Origin of the sequence: Thioclava sp. GXIMD4216, assembly GCF_037949285.1 — a bacterium.
Taxonomy (GTDB): Bacteria; Pseudomonadota; Alphaproteobacteria; order Rhodobacterales; family Rhodobacteraceae; genus Thioclava; species Thioclava litoralis.
The window spans coordinates 177897-191699 of record NZ_CP149926.1 but is presented as its reverse complement, the minus strand read 5'-3'; the positions used below and the strand labels follow the sequence as shown (position 1 = coordinate 191699).

13 protein-coding genes are annotated in these 13803 nt (G+C 61.6%); 3 read left to right on the top strand and 10 right to left on the bottom strand.

Features of this window, described 5'->3' with window-relative positions:
• Positions 1-17 precede the first annotated feature (17 nt).
• The 6 genes from WDB88_RS00975 to WDB88_RS00950 form a co-directional block, all read right to left on the bottom strand.
• Positions 18-314, bottom strand: a complete 297-nt coding sequence (locus WDB88_RS00975) for a chorismate mutase (RefSeq protein WP_339108360.1) — start codon at positions 312-314, stop codon at positions 18-20.
• A complete protein-coding gene (locus tag WDB88_RS00970) occupies positions 311-847 on the bottom strand; it encodes a GNAT family N-acetyltransferase (RefSeq protein WP_339108359.1) in 537 nt (178 codons plus the stop codon). The genes WDB88_RS00975 and WDB88_RS00970 overlap by 4 nt, the downstream gene beginning before the upstream one ends.
• Positions 844-1356: a GNAT family N-acetyltransferase gene (locus WDB88_RS00965; RefSeq protein WP_339108358.1), complete on the bottom strand. Its 513-nt coding sequence runs from the start codon at positions 1354-1356 to the stop codon at positions 844-846. Before WDB88_RS00965 ends, WDB88_RS00970 begins: the two co-directional genes overlap by 4 nt.
• Positions 1356-2861: a signal recognition particle protein gene (gene ffh / locus WDB88_RS00960; RefSeq protein WP_339108357.1), complete on the bottom strand. Its 1506-nt coding sequence runs from the start codon at positions 2859-2861 to the stop codon at positions 1356-1358. Before ffh ends, WDB88_RS00965 begins: the two co-directional genes overlap by 1 nt.
• 177 nt (positions 2862-3038) lie before the next feature.
• Entirely contained in the window at positions 3039-3374 is a 336-nt protein-coding gene (locus WDB88_RS00955) for an antibiotic biosynthesis monooxygenase (protein WP_339108356.1), read from the bottom strand.
• 72 nt (positions 3375-3446) lie between these two features.
• Positions 3447-4016, bottom strand: a complete 570-nt coding sequence (locus WDB88_RS00950) for an NAD(P)H-dependent oxidoreductase (protein WP_339108355.1) — start codon at positions 4014-4016, stop codon at positions 3447-3449.
• A 115-nt stretch (positions 4017-4131) separates the two neighbouring features.
• Between WDB88_RS00950 and WDB88_RS00945 the strand changes: the two genes are divergently transcribed.
• A complete protein-coding gene (locus WDB88_RS00945; protein WP_339108354.1) occupies positions 4132-5016 on the top strand; it encodes a LysR family transcriptional regulator in 885 nt (294 codons plus the stop codon).
• A 116-nt stretch (positions 5017-5132) separates the two neighbouring features.
• Here WDB88_RS00945 and WDB88_RS00940 read toward each other — a convergent pair whose 3' ends face one another.
• The 4 genes from WDB88_RS00940 to WDB88_RS00925 are packed head-to-tail and all read right to left on the bottom strand — an operon-like array spanning position 5133 to position 10038.
• Positions 5133-6404 (bottom strand): OpgC domain-containing protein, encoded by a 1272-nt coding sequence (locus WDB88_RS00940; RefSeq protein WP_339108353.1) that lies wholly within the window; start codon positions 6402-6404, stop codon positions 5133-5135.
• Positions 6397-8178 (bottom strand): glucans biosynthesis glucosyltransferase MdoH, encoded by a 1782-nt coding sequence (gene mdoH / locus WDB88_RS00935; RefSeq protein ID WP_339108352.1) that lies wholly within the window; start codon positions 8176-8178, stop codon positions 6397-6399. Before mdoH ends, WDB88_RS00940 begins: the two co-directional genes overlap by 8 nt.
• A gap of 25 nt (positions 8179-8203) precedes the next feature.
• Positions 8204-8398, bottom strand: a complete 195-nt coding sequence (locus WDB88_RS00930) for a hypothetical protein (protein ID WP_339108351.1) — start codon at positions 8396-8398, stop codon at positions 8204-8206.
• Positions 8395-10038, bottom strand: coding sequence for a glucan biosynthesis protein G (locus tag WDB88_RS00925; RefSeq protein WP_339108350.1), 1644 nt, complete (start codon positions 10036-10038; stop codon positions 8395-8397). The genes WDB88_RS00930 and WDB88_RS00925 overlap by 4 nt, the downstream gene beginning before the upstream one ends.
• Positions 10039-10453: 415 nt before the next feature.
• On the opposite strand from WDB88_RS00925, the gene WDB88_RS00920 reads away from it, so the two are divergent.
• A complete protein-coding gene (locus WDB88_RS00920; protein WP_339108349.1) occupies positions 10454-13468 on the top strand; it encodes a monovalent cation/H+ antiporter subunit A in 3015 nt (1004 codons plus the stop codon).
• Positions 13468-13803, top strand: a complete 336-nt coding sequence (locus tag WDB88_RS00915) for a Na+/H+ antiporter subunit C (protein WP_339108348.1) — start codon at positions 13468-13470, stop codon at positions 13801-13803. Before WDB88_RS00920 ends, WDB88_RS00915 begins: the two co-directional genes overlap by 1 nt.

The window sequence follows — 13803 nt, the reverse complement described above, 5'->3', positions numbered from 1 at the left end:
ACCTGTTTCGGGGTCCGTTACTTTTGGAACTGTTCGTGATGCCGGATGACTTCCGAGATCACGAAATTCAGGAATTTCTTTGCAAATTCCGGGTCGAGACCGCTGTCGTCGGCCAGTTTTTCCAGACGTGCGATCTGGGTCTTCTCCCGGTCGGGATCCGAGGGAGGAAGGTCGTGCTCTGCTTTCAGCTTGCCCACCGCTTGGGTCTGGGCAAAGCGCTCGGCGAGCGTATAGATCATCACCGCATCCAGACGGTCGATACTGTCGCGGTGCTCCTTGAGAAGCTCTGCGGCGCGGCTGGTTGCATCACTCATGCAAGGTCCTCCGGCTTGGGATGGCGGTAAACAAGGCAGGGCTTGCCAAGCGGCGTGGCGGCCTGCGGATCAAGGCGGCAGCCCAGACGCTCGGCCAGTGCGGCAGAGCGGCTATTGGCTGCATCGACATAGCTGACAACGCTGTCCCAGCCCAGATCGGTGTAAAGATGGGCGCGCGCCATTGCGGCAGCTTCGGCCATGAGGCCACGGCCCTCATTGGCGCCATCCCACAGATTCCACAGGATTTCCGCCTCGGGCCAGCCATGCGGTTGCCACGGGCCGACAAGGCCCAGACCACGGTCGCTGTCTTGGGGGGTCACTACGAAAGGCCCCCAGCCATGCATGACCCAATGGCCGATCACCGCAGCCCAAGCCCGCCAGACCAGCCCTTCGTCAAACTCGGGGGCAGGGCGGATAAAGACCGACCGCGGGGAGGCCTGAAAGTCGCGCCAATGCGGATAGTCATGGGCTGCAGGCGCCCGCAGCACCAGCGCGGCGCTATGCAGAACAGGGGTAGGGGACAGCGCGATCATGGCTGACCTCCCATCGGGTGGCGATAGACCAGCTGGCCCTTCACCGCAGGCAGCGCATCGCGGTCCAGCTTGGCCCCGATGCGTTCGGCCAGCGCGACCGAACGCGCATTGCCCGGCATGATATAGCTGACCAGCGGGCGCTTCCAGTTCAGGTCGGTGGCCGCGAAATCGCGCATCTTGCGTGCCGCTTCGGTCATATAGCCCTGACCCTCGAAGCCGGTGAAGGCAATCCAGCCCAACTCGCGTTCAGGAAAATGCGGCAGATCGTTCAGCGTCACCTGACCCACCAGCTGGCGGTCGGATTTGCGCACCACGGCCAGCGCACCACAGCCCTTCAGCGCCCATTGCGCCACGTCGGACGCAAAATGGAACCACGCCGCCTTCACATCATGCGGCCCGCCCAGATAGCGCGCCCGCGCAGACTTCATCACCTCCGCAAAAGCGGGGAAATCCGACATGTCATGCGGACGCAGCGTCAGGCGCTCGGTATGAAGGACGGGCGCGACCATTACTTCTTCTTGCCAAAGCCCCCAAGGCCACCCAAGCCCCCAAGACCGCCCATGCCACCCAGTCCGGGCATGTTCTTCGGCAGGGTCTGGCCCAGCATCTTGGTGGCTTCTTCCATTTTGGCGGGGTCCATCTCGCCCGCATTGGGCAGACCGCCGAATTTGCCGGTCATCGCGGCCATCGCGCGTTTCAGGGCGCCGCCCTTCATCTTGCCCAGCTTCTTCATGGTGTCGCCCATCTGGCGCTGCATCTTCAGAAGCTTGTTCAGCTCGGCCACATCCATGCCCGCACCTTTGGCGATACGCTCCTTGCGCGAGGCTTTCAGCATCTCGGGTTTGGCGCGCTCTTCCTTGGTCATCGACTGGATCAGCGCGATCTGGCGGCGGATCATCTTGTCGTCGAAACCGGCGGACTCGGCCTGTTTGGCCATTTTGCCCATGCCCGGCATCATCGACATCACGCCCTGCATGCCGCCCATCTTCTGCATCTGCTCAAGCTGGGACTTCAGGTCGTTCATGTTGAAGAGGCCCTTCTGGAACCGCTTCATCATACGCTCGGCGGCCTCTTTCTCGAAGACCTCCTGCGCCTTTTCCACAAGAGCGACGATATCGCCCATGCCAAGGATACGGCCCGCGATACGCTCGGCCTCGAAGGTTTCAAGCGCCTCCATCTTCTCGCCCAGACCCACAAAGCGGATCGGCTTGCCGGTGGTCGCGCGCATCGACAGCGCCGCACCGCCACGGCCATCGCCGTCCATACGGGTCAGGACAACGCCGGAGATGCCGACTTTTTCCTCGAATTCCTGCGCGACCTCAACGGCGACCTGACCGGTCAGCCCGTCAACCACCAGAAGCGTCTCGCGCGGGTTGGCAACATCGCGGACCTGCTGGACCTCGGACATCAGCACCTGATCGATATGCAGGCGGCCCGCGGTATCGAGGATATAGACATCATAGCCGCCCAGAGTGGCCTGCTGCTTCGCACGTTTGGCAATCTGCACGGCGCTCTCGCCCTGCACGATAGGCAGCGTGTCGACGCCGATCTGGTTGCCCAGAATGGCCAGCTGCTCCATTGCCGCCGGACGGTAGATATCCAAAGACGCCATCAGCACGCGCTTCTTCTCGCGTTCTTTCAGGCGGCGGGCCAGTTTGGCAGTGGTGGTGGTCTTACCCGAGCCCTGCAGACCGACCATCAGGATCGGCGCAGGCGGGTTGTCGATTTTCAGCGCCCCGGCGTCATCATCGCCCGCAAGCATGGCGATCAGCTCGTCATGGACGATCTTCACGACCTGCTGGCCGGGGGTGATGGATTTGGTCACGGCGGCACCGGTCGCCTTGGCCTCGACGGCCTTCACGAAGGACCGCACCACCGGCAGCGAGACATCGGCCTCAAGGAGCGCGGTGCGTACTTCGCGCAGCGCGGTCTTTACGTCATCAGCGGACAATGCCCCCTGCTTGGTCAGCCGGTCGAACACACCGCCAAGGCGATCTGAAAGGCTCTCGAACATGGCTCCCTCCTTGCATAAGGGCATCAGACAAACGACAAGCGCACCAGTGGGCGCAACGCGCTGACTGGTGGCGATCCCCGCCTCATGCGGGGACCGGAGGGCTCGTCCTCCGGGGAATCTCGGGACACTTAGTCAAAAAGGGCTGCGGAGTCAACCGCGCAAGGCGATTGCGGGGCGTTACCGTCCGTCGGGGCCCTCATACTGGCGTTCGATGCAGGCCACGCGCAGGGTATAATGATCATACCAGCGGGTCTTGCCCAGTTTCTGCGCCATCAGGTGGGTCGAGACCTGCTTCCAGCCGCGCACCGCTTCGGCATCGCGCCAATAGCTGATCGTAATGCCATAGCCGTGGCTGTCGCGCAGCGACTCGGCCCCGATATAGCCCGGCTGCTTGGCGGCCAGATCGGCCAGAAGATCCGCCATTTCGCCATAGCCCGCCTGTTCCGGCCCAAGCTGCGACGAAAAGATGACCGCGTGATAGGGCGGGTCCGGCAGGGGCGCGAAACGGGACATTGGTGGCGCTCCATGAAAAAGGCCCGCAACGCCATGTCGCGGGCCATACTCGTACACTACAACCGGCAGACCTCAGGCGGCAAGGCCCTTGATCTGCTCTTGTGCTTTGGCAATGGCTTCCGCCTCGCCCATAGCCACGCCCTCGGCAGAGACGAAGGTCACATCGGTCAGGCCGATAAAGGCCAGAACCTGCTTGATGTAGCTCGACGCGATGTCATAGCCCGACCCTTGCGGCACGCCGCCCGAGGCATAGGCCACGAAGACGCGCTTGGGCGATACCAGACCTTCGGGGCCGGATTCGGTGTAACGGAAGGTCTCGCCGACGCGGCAGATCATGTCGATCCATGCTTTCAGCGGGCCGGTCACGCCAAAATTGTAAAGCGGCATGCCGATGACGATCTCGTCGGCGGCTTTGAGCTCGGCAATCAGCGCGTCGGATTGTTTCAGCAGCTCTTTCTGCTCGGCGGTGCGGTTCTCGGCGGGGGTGTAGGCCGCGCCCAGCCATACGCCATCAATCAGCGGCAGGCCGGTGGTGTCGCGGGTGACGACGTCGCCGCCGAGTTTCTCGCAGATCATGCCCGTCAGTTTGCGGGTCACGGAAGCATCGCCCTTGATCGAGCTATCGATGCGCAGAATGGTCATTGGAATCTCCAATAGCGAAGAATGGGGAGGATTTTTTAGTCTGGCGCAAGATTGCCTCTTGCTACCTTGAACTCAACTGGCATGATCGCACGGAATTTGTTCGCGGGTGCACAGCATGAGTTTCGATAATTGGGATGAAATCAGAACGGCCTATCAAGTGGCGCGGGTCGGCACGGTTTCGGGGGCAGCCGAGGTGCTTGGTGTCCACCATGCGACCGTGATCCGCCATGTCGACGCGCTGGAGGCGCGGTTGGGGACGAAGCTGTTCCAGCGGCATCCGCGCGGCTATACGCCGACCGAAGCGGGGCATCAGCTTCTGGCCGTAGGGCAGGCGACCGAAGACCAGTTCAGCCAGCTGGCGGCCCGGATTGCCGGGGCAGGAGAGGAAGTGTCGGGCGAGCTGATCGTGACGTCCCTGCCGACAATCTCGACCCTGATCCTGCCGGCGCTGGAACAGATGCTGGTAGACCATCCCAAGCTGCAACTGCGCTATCTGACCGATCAGCGCGTGTTCCGGCTGGAATATGGCGAGGCGCATGTGGCCATTCGTGCCGGTAACCGCCCGACCGAACCCGATAACGTGGTGCAGCAGCTTTGCGCCAACCGCACCGGCCTTTATGCGGGCAAGAGCTATGTCGAGCGTTATGGCATGCCGACCGAAGAGACGCTGGACCAGCACCGTTTCATCGGGCCGGAGCAACGGGACAGCCGCGCGCCTTTCTGGCGCTGGATGAGCAATGCCGTGCCCGATGAATGCGTTGTTTTCCGTGCCAATGACCATGAGAGCCAGCTGGCGGCTGTGCGGCAGGGGCTTGGTCTGGGCTTCGTGCCTTATAACGAAGGCCGCTCCGATAGCCGGATGGTCGAGGTTCTGCCGCCGCGACCGGAATGGGAATCCTCGCTCTGGCTGGTGACCCATGTCGATCTGCATCGCACGGCAAAGGTGCAGGCGGTGCTGAAAGTGCTGAAGGATCTGATCGGCAGCCCGCGCCCGAACTAGGGTCTGAACTGAGGTCTGAACTGGGGCCCGAACCCGAAGATTATGCGCTTTGGGCCGCGGGCTCCAGATAGCCCCTCGAAATGGATAAAGGCCACGGAGCGTTCCGTGGCCTTTTTTCAATGTTCGGCGCGGCGTGGCACTTCGGGCTGGACGACCGGAATCGACGAGGGCAGCGACAGCCGCGGCAGCGCAAGGGCGGGCGCACCGGGCCGCAGGAGGTCGCCGGGCATGTCCTCGCGCGGCATAGTACGGGCCGCAGGCACGTCCCGCGCGACGGGTTTGGCACGCATCCATTCCGAGATACGGGCAATCGCGTAAAGGATGGCCAGCCCGCCCCAGACAAGAACCGTATCTTGCAGCAGCCCGCCCGGATGCACCACTTTCACCGCTTGGGCGAAGATGGCCAGAACGGTGCCGAAGGCAAAGACTTTCAGGCCGTGGCGGCCCAGCATACGCAGGGGCGCTGCCGCTTTGGAGGCGGCAATCTGCGGCACGAGATAGGGCATCGACAGAATATAGACCAGCGCCAGCACATGCAGGAAGCGCGGCAGCGACAGGAAGGTTTTGTCGAAGGTCACAAGGAAGAAGGGCACGCCATGATCTTTGAGGCTGCCAAGCGCCGGACCCCAAGTGCGCAGCATCCATGCGTTATTGACCCAGATCGCCGCCATGACCAGCCATAGCCCCGCAAGGATCACCAAGGGCTTGTGCACCCCCAGAAACCGCTTGCCGCCACGCATTGCCGTGCCGGTCAGGATACCGATGCAGAAGATCAGCTGCCACGAGAGCGGGTTGAAGAACCAGCCGCCCTCATAGGGGAAATTCGGGAAGTTCAGCCGGAAGGTGCCCGCCAGCGCCCATAGGCTCAGCGAGACCGCCAGCAGCTTCATCGGAGCCACCTGCGAGAAGCGGATCATGAAGGGCGCGGCGATCATCAGCGCGGCATACATCGGCAGGATATTCACATATCCCAGTTGATGGCTCAGCGTGGCAAGGCCGATCAACCATTCCAGCGGCTGCTTTGCCAGCGGGCCGAAAGCGTTCATCGTCAACAGCTTGTCGCCGCCGAAAAAGAGCGCACCACCGGCGAAGATCGCGATGACCCAGAAGGTGATCACAAGATGCGTCATATAGAGCGTCCAGGACCGGCCCCAGATCTTGCCGAAGCTCTGCCGGTTGAAACCCTCTGCCAGTTTCGGACCATAGGCTAGAGCGGCGGCCAGACCGGACATGAACACAAATCCCTCGGCGGCATCGGAATGCCCGAAATTGCGCGAGGTGAAATTTTCATAGATCTGATGCGGGATATGATTGACGAATATCATCGCCAAGGCGATGCCGCGGAAGAAATCCAGCCGCGGATCGCGCGCGGACCGAGCTTCAGGCATGGTGTTTTTCCTCTATGGTCGAAGCCTCCGGTTCAGCCGACCAATTGTTGAGAATCCGGTCATGCAGCACCATGATCGGGGCTGCGTGATATTCCGTGGGGGTTCCGAACAGGTTTCCTTTGGCCGTGCGCGAGGTCATCGAAATGATGAAAGGCGCCAGAATCATCGGAATGCCGACGGGTGAAAGCCACCAGAACAGACCCGGTGCATACACCCAAGTGGCCCATAAGCCAAGCGCGCCGATAAGCACAATCCACCACGAGGCCTTGAACCCATCACGAAAACCAAGAGTGCCGTCCCCGCGGTTATTGGTGGGCCAGCCACCATCGGCCCCGAACAGGACCTGAAGCACGGAGCGGGTCGAGAACATCAGCAGGATCGGTGCGTTGACCGAGCTGATCAGCAGTTCGCAGACCGTGCCTGCAAGGGCATTCGCCCCACCGCCGAAGCCGCGGGCGGTGCCATCCAGCCATGCCCGCGCGGCAATCAGCATCTTCGGCAGAAGCAGCAGGCCGATGATCCCGATGAACAGGCCGATGGCCTTGGAGGCTTCGGAGGGCGGGAAATAGGGGAAGGGCCAGTTGGGCTCGGGGAAGTAGTTGGGCGGCGCGACAAAGGCCATCGCGCCGATCGAGGCTAGAATGAATGCCAGCCAGAACAGGGGGGCGATATAGGCCATGATGCCCTGCGCGAAAACAAAGCGCGACCACATGCGCAGGCCGGGGGCGTTGATGACGCGGCTATGTTGCAGGTTCCCCTGACACCAGCGGCGGTCGCGTTTGGCGTGATCGACGATATTCTCGGGGCCTTCCTCGAAGGAGCCTTCCAGATCGTCATCCAGCCGCACGATCCAGCCACCACGCGCCAGAAGTGCGGCTTCGACATAGTCATGGCTCATCACATGGCCGCCAAAGGGCGGTTTGCCCCGCAGCGTGGGCAGGCCGCAGCACTCGGCAAAGGCGCGGGTGCGCACCATCGCGTTATGGCCCCAGAACGGGCCGGTGCGGCCCTGCATCATGGCCAGACCCCGCGCGAAAACGGGGGAGAAGAACGCGGCCGAAAACTGCATGGCCCGTCCGAAATGCGACCGCGCCCGAATGACTTTCGGCAGCGTCTGCAACAGGCCCAGACGCGGCTCGGCCTCCATGCGGCGGGCCATCTGCAAGATGGTCTCGCCTTCCATCAGGCTATCGGCATCAAGGATCAGCGCAAAATCATAGGCACCACCGGAGCGGGTGATGAAATCCTCGATATTACCGGCCTTTTTGCCGGTATTGTTCTCGCGGCGGCGGTAGTAGTATCGGCCCATCCCGTTGCGCTCCGCCACCAGCTTGGCAAAAAGCTGTTCTTCGCGGCGCGCGGTCAGATCGTTGCGCGTGTCGGAGAGAATGGCGAAATGCACCTCGGCAGAGGTGCCGGCCTTGGCCTGCGCGTCTTGAAGCGAAGCGTCCATCGCCGCCAGACGGGTGAAGGTGTAAAGCGGGTCTTCATTATAGACCGGCATCAGGATGACGGTCCGCCCCTCGATCGGGGCGTTCGCGTCATATTTAGGGGGCTTGGCGCGGGTTGTCAGCCCGATGAGGGCCTGAACGGCCCCCCATGCCAGCCAGAGTGTTGAGATAAGGATAAGAACGGCGCGCACGACGTCGAACACATCCAGCCCATCTGCAGAGCCGAATTGCAGAAACAATACGAATGCACCGCCGCCTGCCACCAGGCTCAGTGCAATCGCAAAACTACGCAAAGCCCAGAGGAACAGGCGTCCGACGGTCATAATATTTCGCTCCTATTCGGTGCGATCAGCTGCGCCCATGTGCACGCATCGGCTGCGGAAGAACCGCAAGCAGCGCATGCCAGAATCCGGCGCCTTCACGTTCGAGAACCTGCACAGGCATCGCCATCGGCGCGTCCGGCAGGGCGCAGGGACCCGAGATCAGGTCCTGCGGTTCAAGTTTGACGGTGTCCACCGCCGCGGGGGAGGTAATTACGGTCATGCTTTGATCCATTGGTAAGCCCAAGTTTCAGATTGCTTAGCACCATAACCCTGAAGGTAGGCTGTGAGTTCCACAGTCGAACCGTCTTCGGCGTCTACATCCATCACAAGTCGCCATATGTCGTGATCTGGGATTTTTGAGAAGCTCTGGTTGGTGATAGTGCCCCCGCTGATCGTGTTGACGACTTTCAGATCGGCAACCGCGTCAGAGGGAAGGTTTGCGATACGCCCGCCTGCGAAGTCCACAACGAACTTCCGGGTCTTATCATTGCTGCCCGCAACTCCGCCGGCGCCGGCGAAGGTCTCTTTTACATGGGCGATACCCTCGTTCGGATCAAGGGGAAGATCCCCCCAACTGAGCCGATAGGAGAATTCTCGCTCTTGTCCCGCCTTGGCCCCGTCTTTGGGGACCCAGAACGCGACGATATTATCATTGGCCTCGGCCTCGGAGGGGATCTCGACAAGGCGCACCATGCCATCGCCCCAATCACTGGTCGGCTCGACTTTCAGCGACGGGCGGCGCTCGTAGCGGGCCCATGCATCCTGATATTGCTCGAACTCGCGATCACGCTGGTAAAGGCCGAAGCTTTTCGGAGTCGATTCGCTGAAATAGCTGGAGGCCAGACGCTCGGGATTGGCCAGCGGGCGCCAGACGCGCTCGCCACTGGCTTTCTCGATCATGAGGCCGTCGCTGTCATGCACCTGCGGGCGGAAATCGTCGAAACGGTCGCGCGAGCGGTCGGCATAGAGGAACATCGAGGTAAGCGGTGCCACGCCAAGTTGCTGCACATCGGCGCGCAGGAACAGGCGGGCGGTCACGTCCATCACCGTCGCTTCACCGGGTGTAATCACAAACCGGTAGGCTCCTGTCAGCGAGGCGCTGTCCATCGCGGCATAGACGGTCACCGTCTTGGCATTTTCTGCCGGACGCTCGACCCAGAAACGGCGGAAGCGCGGGAATTCCTCGGCAACCGACAGGCCGGTATTCACGGCCAGACCGCGGGCCGAAAGCCCGTATTGCGAATTGCGGCCAAGCGCGCGGAAATAGGATGCGCCCTGAAAGGCCACAAGCTCGTCCAGCACATCGGGGCGGTTGAGCGGATGATGCAGACGGAAGCCCGCCACGCCGGGCAGGGGGGCATGTTCGGGGACGATCTCGCGGGCTTTACGCTCGTAGACGAAGTCATCGGTCGAGAAGCTCATCGCCTGCGCCTGACCGTCCTTGACCTCGTAAATCAGCACCGGTTCGCGGAACAGCCAGCCCATATGGAAGGCCTGCAGGGTGAATTGCGGGTGGTCGCCATCGGCAAAGCGCGCATGCTCGGGGTTGAAACGGATCATGCGGTAGGCGTCATAATCGAGCTTCGACAGGAAGCCGTCGACCTTTTGCGGTGCGGTTGCGGGCTGCTTTGCCGCCTCGCGCATCTCGATGGTCAGGCTGTCAAAACTGAAGGGCTGGGTTTCGGCTGCGGGGGGCAGGGCCGGTTGCGCGGCATCTGCGGCGGGTGTGTCCTCTGCCGCGTCCTGCGCCCAAAGCGGAGCCCCTGCCAAGACGCCACCCAGCATCGTGCCTGCGGCAAGATGGGCCATCACTTGACGGCGGGTCGGGACGGTGCGGGCATTCTTGGCAGTTTTAATCATGTATTATCCAGTAATCTCAGGAAGTTCCCTATCACGTGAACCTCTGCCGCTGAGGCATACTCTTGAAGCGTCACGATGTGCAATAGAGGTTGATATTCAATGTGCAGAACAGCAACCTACTGTGGTTTGTTCCGCATAATTGCGCTTGTTTGGGGAGAGAGCAGGCAAAAACCCGCCCAAATCTCGGGCGCAATTTGGGTCTTTTGTTGTTAACCACGCGCTTTGGGGGCATTTCTGTCGGTTTTCGATTTGACGGTTCCGTGAATATGCCGTGTTCGATTCGCCCCAGTTTCCCTTGACACGGGGGAGGGGAATTCGCAGTTAAAGGTGGATTGATCAGCCACCTTGCGACATCTCGCGCGGTCCAGCGCGGGTGGGCGTGAAACAGCTATGCCCTTGAACGGACCGGAGAGCAATGTCACCTGCTATAATTGCCGTCTTGCCATTTCTGGGGGCGCTGCTCCCTGGTGTTCTGATCCGCACCGGCCGGAATACAACAGCGATTTCGGTGGCGATCTGTTCCGGCCTAGCGCTTCTGGGGCTTCTTCTGCATCTGCCCGACGTCATGGCGGGCGAAGTGATCCGCACCAGAATCGACTGGATGCCCTGGCTGGGGCTGAATGTCGAATTCATGATCGACGGGCTCGGCATGCTGTTTGCGACGCTGATTCTCGGGATCGGCCTTCTGGTGATCCTTTATGCGCGCTATTACCTGTCATCGAAAGATCCGGTGGGGCAGTTCTACACCTATCTAATGCTGTTCCAAGGCGCGATGGTGGGGATTGTCCTTTCCAATAACATCCTGCTTTTGTTGATCTTCTGGGAGTTGACCTCGCTGTCGTCCTTCCTGCTGATCGGCTATTGGAAACACCTCCCCGAAGGACGTCAGGGCGCGCGCATGGCGCTGACCGTGACGGGGGCAGGGGGCTTGGCGATGATTGCGGGGATGATGATCCTTGGCCATATCGCGGGCAGCTATACGATCTCCGATATTCTTGCGGCGAGGGAGGCGATCCAGTCGTCGGACCTCTATCTTCCGGCGCTGATCCTGATCCTGCTGGGGGCCTTCACGAAATCGGCGCAGTTTCCGTTCCACTTCTGGCTGCCGCATGCAATGGCAGCCCCCACGCCGGTCTCGAGCTACCTGCATTCGGCCACGATGGTGAAGGCGGGTCTGTTCCTGATGGCGCGGCTCTGGCCTGCGCTGTCGGGCACGCCGGAATGGTTCTATATCGTGGTCAGTGTCGGGTTGTTCACCATGCTGATCGCGGCCAAGATCGCGATCTTCAAGGATGACATGAAGGGGCTGCTGGCCTTCTCGACCGTTTCGCATCTGGGGCTGATCACCTTCTGTTTCGGGCTTGGCACGCAAGCGGGCGTTGTGGCCGGGGTCTTCCACATCATTAACCACGCAACCTTCAAGGCCGCGCTTTTCATGACCGCGGGTATCGTGGACCACGAAGCCCATACCCGCGATCTGAAACGTCTGGGCGGATTGCGCAAACTGATGCCGGTGACCTTCACGATCGCCACGATCGCGACCCTGTCGATGGCGGGGATTCCCTTCTTCAACGGGTTCCTGTCGAAAGAGCTGATGCTGGAGGAGGCCTCGCATACCGTTTGGGCCGGTACGCCGTGGCTCATTCCGGTTTTGGCGACCATTGCGGCGCTTCTGTCGGCGGCCTATTCCTTCCGCTTTATCTGGCACGGTTTCATGGGGCCGGTGCGCGACGACTATCCGCATAAACCGCATGATCCGGGCTTTGGCATGTGGGCCAGCCCTGCCTTTCTTGCCGCCCTTGTGCTGCTGATCGGCTGTTTCCCCTTCCTGATGGATCCTTTCGTCACCACCGTGGCGCAGGCCGTGATCGGTGCGCCGCTGGGCGCGCATCTGCACCTGGCCATCTGGCACGGCATCACGCCTGCCCTGATGATGTCGGGCCTCGCGGTTGCGGGCGGTCTTCTGGTGCTGGCGGCCTTCAACCCGCTGCGCGCGATCTGGGATGCCATGCCGCGTCCCGAGGCCAAGTCGATCTTCGACTGGGTGGTGGAGCGCTGCGCCTGCGCGGCGCGGTTGTTTACCTCGGGGCTGCATAACGGGTCGATGGCGCGCTATCTGATGATTTTCGCCTTTACCGCGCTGGCCATCGGGTTCTGGGCATGGACCACGGGCGATCAGGGGCCGCAAACCCGCCAGATGCTGCCGATCAGCCCCGTGGCACTGGTGGGCTGGATCATGCTGGTCACCGCGACCTTCTGTGTGGCCGCCTATCACCGCAACCGTTTCCTTGCGCTGGTGCTGGTGGGGATTGTCGGGCTGATCGTGTCGATCTGCTTCATCTATCTCTCGGCCCCCGACCTTGCGCTGACGCAAATCTCGGTCGAGGTGGTGACGGCGGTGCTGATGCTTCTGGCGCTGAACTTCCTGCCCAAGGTCACCGCCCCCGAGACCAGCAACCTCAAACGCCATTTCGACAAGATCTTCTCGGCTGTGGTGGGGCTGGGCACCGGCTCGTTGATCTACGCGCTGATGATGCGCGATTTCGCCTTCCCGTCGATGTCGGAATACCATCTGGCCAATAGCTATAACCTTGCGGGCGGCGATAACGTGGTGAACGTGATCCTCGTCGATTTCCGTGGCTATGATACCTATGGCGAGGTCACCGTTCTGGGGATCGCGGCGCTGGTGATCTTTGCGCTGACCGAGGCGCTGCTGAACGGCACCGGCTCGCGCAAGCTGATCGCATGGCGTCCCGATATGATCCGTGCGGGCGACAAGCACCCGCTGATGATGCTGATCGTGACCCGTGTCATGATGCCCATCGCGCTGGTCTTCGGGGTGTTCATCTTCCTGCGCGGCCACAACCTGCCGGGCGGGGGCTTTATCGCCGGTCTGATCGTCGCGATCGCGCTGGTCATGCAGTATATCTCGTCGGGCTTTGCGTGGACGCAGGCGCGGCAGAAGATCTATTACCACCAGCTGATCGGGCTGGGGGTGCTGGCCGCGGGGATCACGGGCGTTGGTGCGTGGTTCAACGGCAAGCCCTTCCTGACCTCGGATTTCGGCTATTTCAAGCTGCCCTTCCTCGATAAATTCGAGCTGGCCACCGCGATGGGGTTCGATCTGGGCGTGTTCCTCGGGGTGGTGGGCTCGGTCCTGCTGGCGCTGGGGGGGCTGTCGCGTCTGGCACGGCGGGCCGCCATGCCCACCGAAGAGCGCGCGGCCCATATTCTGGCAGAGCGCCCCGAGGCCCGCACCGTGGCCGAGGTCGGTATCCAGAACTTCCCCGAAGGCACCGTGGTGCCGCGGCGCTGGCTGGCGCAGCGCGAGGATGGCGGTTTCGAGGAGCGTTATCTGATGGAACGCTACGAGGACCAAGCCAGAAAAGACGATAGCAAAGACGGCGACAAGAACGGGGGAGCCCACTGATGGAAGCCTTGGTTGCAAGCGCAATCGGCGTGATGACAGCGGCGGGGATCTATCTGATCCTGCGGCTGAGGGTCTTTCCGGTGGTTCTGGGCATGACGATGCTGTCCTATGCGGTGAACCTGTTCCTCTTTGCGACGGGGCGTCTGGCGGTGAATATGCCGCCGATCCTGCAGGACGGTGTGACAAACTACACCGACCCCATCCCGCAGGCTCTGGTGCTGACCGCCATCGTGATCAGCTTCGGGATGACCTCGGTGACTGTGATGCTGGCGCTTGGCGCCTTCATCGAGGCGGGCGATGACTATATCGACCTCGATGACGAGAAGGAAAAATAA

Excerpts from the sequence above, each read along its gene's own strand:
- WDB88_RS00975 (WP_339108360.1), bottom strand. The coding sequence starts at position 314 with ATGAGTGATGCAACCAGCCGCGCCGCAGAGCTTCTCAAGGAGCACCGC.
- mdoH (WP_339108352.1), bottom strand. The coding sequence starts at position 8,178 with ATGACCGTCGGACGCCTGTTCCTCTGGGCTTTGCGTAGTTTTGCGATT.
- WDB88_RS00940 (WP_339108353.1), bottom strand. The coding sequence starts at position 6,404 with ATGCCTGAAGCTCGGTCCGCGCGCGATCCGCGGCTGGATTTCTTCCGC.
- WDB88_RS00970 (WP_339108359.1), bottom strand. The coding sequence starts at position 847 with ATGATCGCGCTGTCCCCTACCCCTGTTCTGCATAGCGCCGCGCTGGTG.
- WDB88_RS00925 (WP_339108350.1), bottom strand. The coding sequence starts at position 10,038 with ATGATTAAAACTGCCAAGAATGCCCGCACCGTCCCGACCCGCCGTCAA.
- WDB88_RS00955 (WP_339108356.1), bottom strand. The coding sequence starts at position 3,374 with ATGTCCCGTTTCGCGCCCCTGCCGGACCCGCCCTATCACGCGGTCATC.
- WDB88_RS00915 (WP_339108348.1), top strand. The coding sequence starts at position 13,468 with ATGGAAGCCTTGGTTGCAAGCGCAATCGGCGTGATGACAGCGGCGGGG.
- ffh (WP_339108357.1), bottom strand. The coding sequence starts at position 2,861 with ATGTTCGAGAGCCTTTCAGATCGCCTTGGCGGTGTGTTCGACCGGCTG.
- WDB88_RS00945 (WP_339108354.1), top strand. The coding sequence starts at position 4,132 with ATGAGTTTCGATAATTGGGATGAAATCAGAACGGCCTATCAAGTGGCG.
- WDB88_RS00965 (WP_339108358.1), bottom strand. The coding sequence starts at position 1,356 with ATGGTCGCGCCCGTCCTTCATACCGAGCGCCTGACGCTGCGTCCGCAT.
- WDB88_RS00930 (WP_339108351.1), bottom strand. The coding sequence starts at position 8,398 with ATGACCGTAATTACCTCCCCCGCGGCGGTGGACACCGTCAAACTTGAA.
- WDB88_RS00950 (WP_339108355.1), bottom strand. The coding sequence starts at position 4,016 with ATGACCATTCTGCGCATCGATAGCTCGATCAAGGGCGATGCTTCCGTG.
- WDB88_RS00920 (WP_339108349.1), top strand. The coding sequence starts at position 10,454 with ATGTCACCTGCTATAATTGCCGTCTTGCCATTTCTGGGGGCGCTGCTC.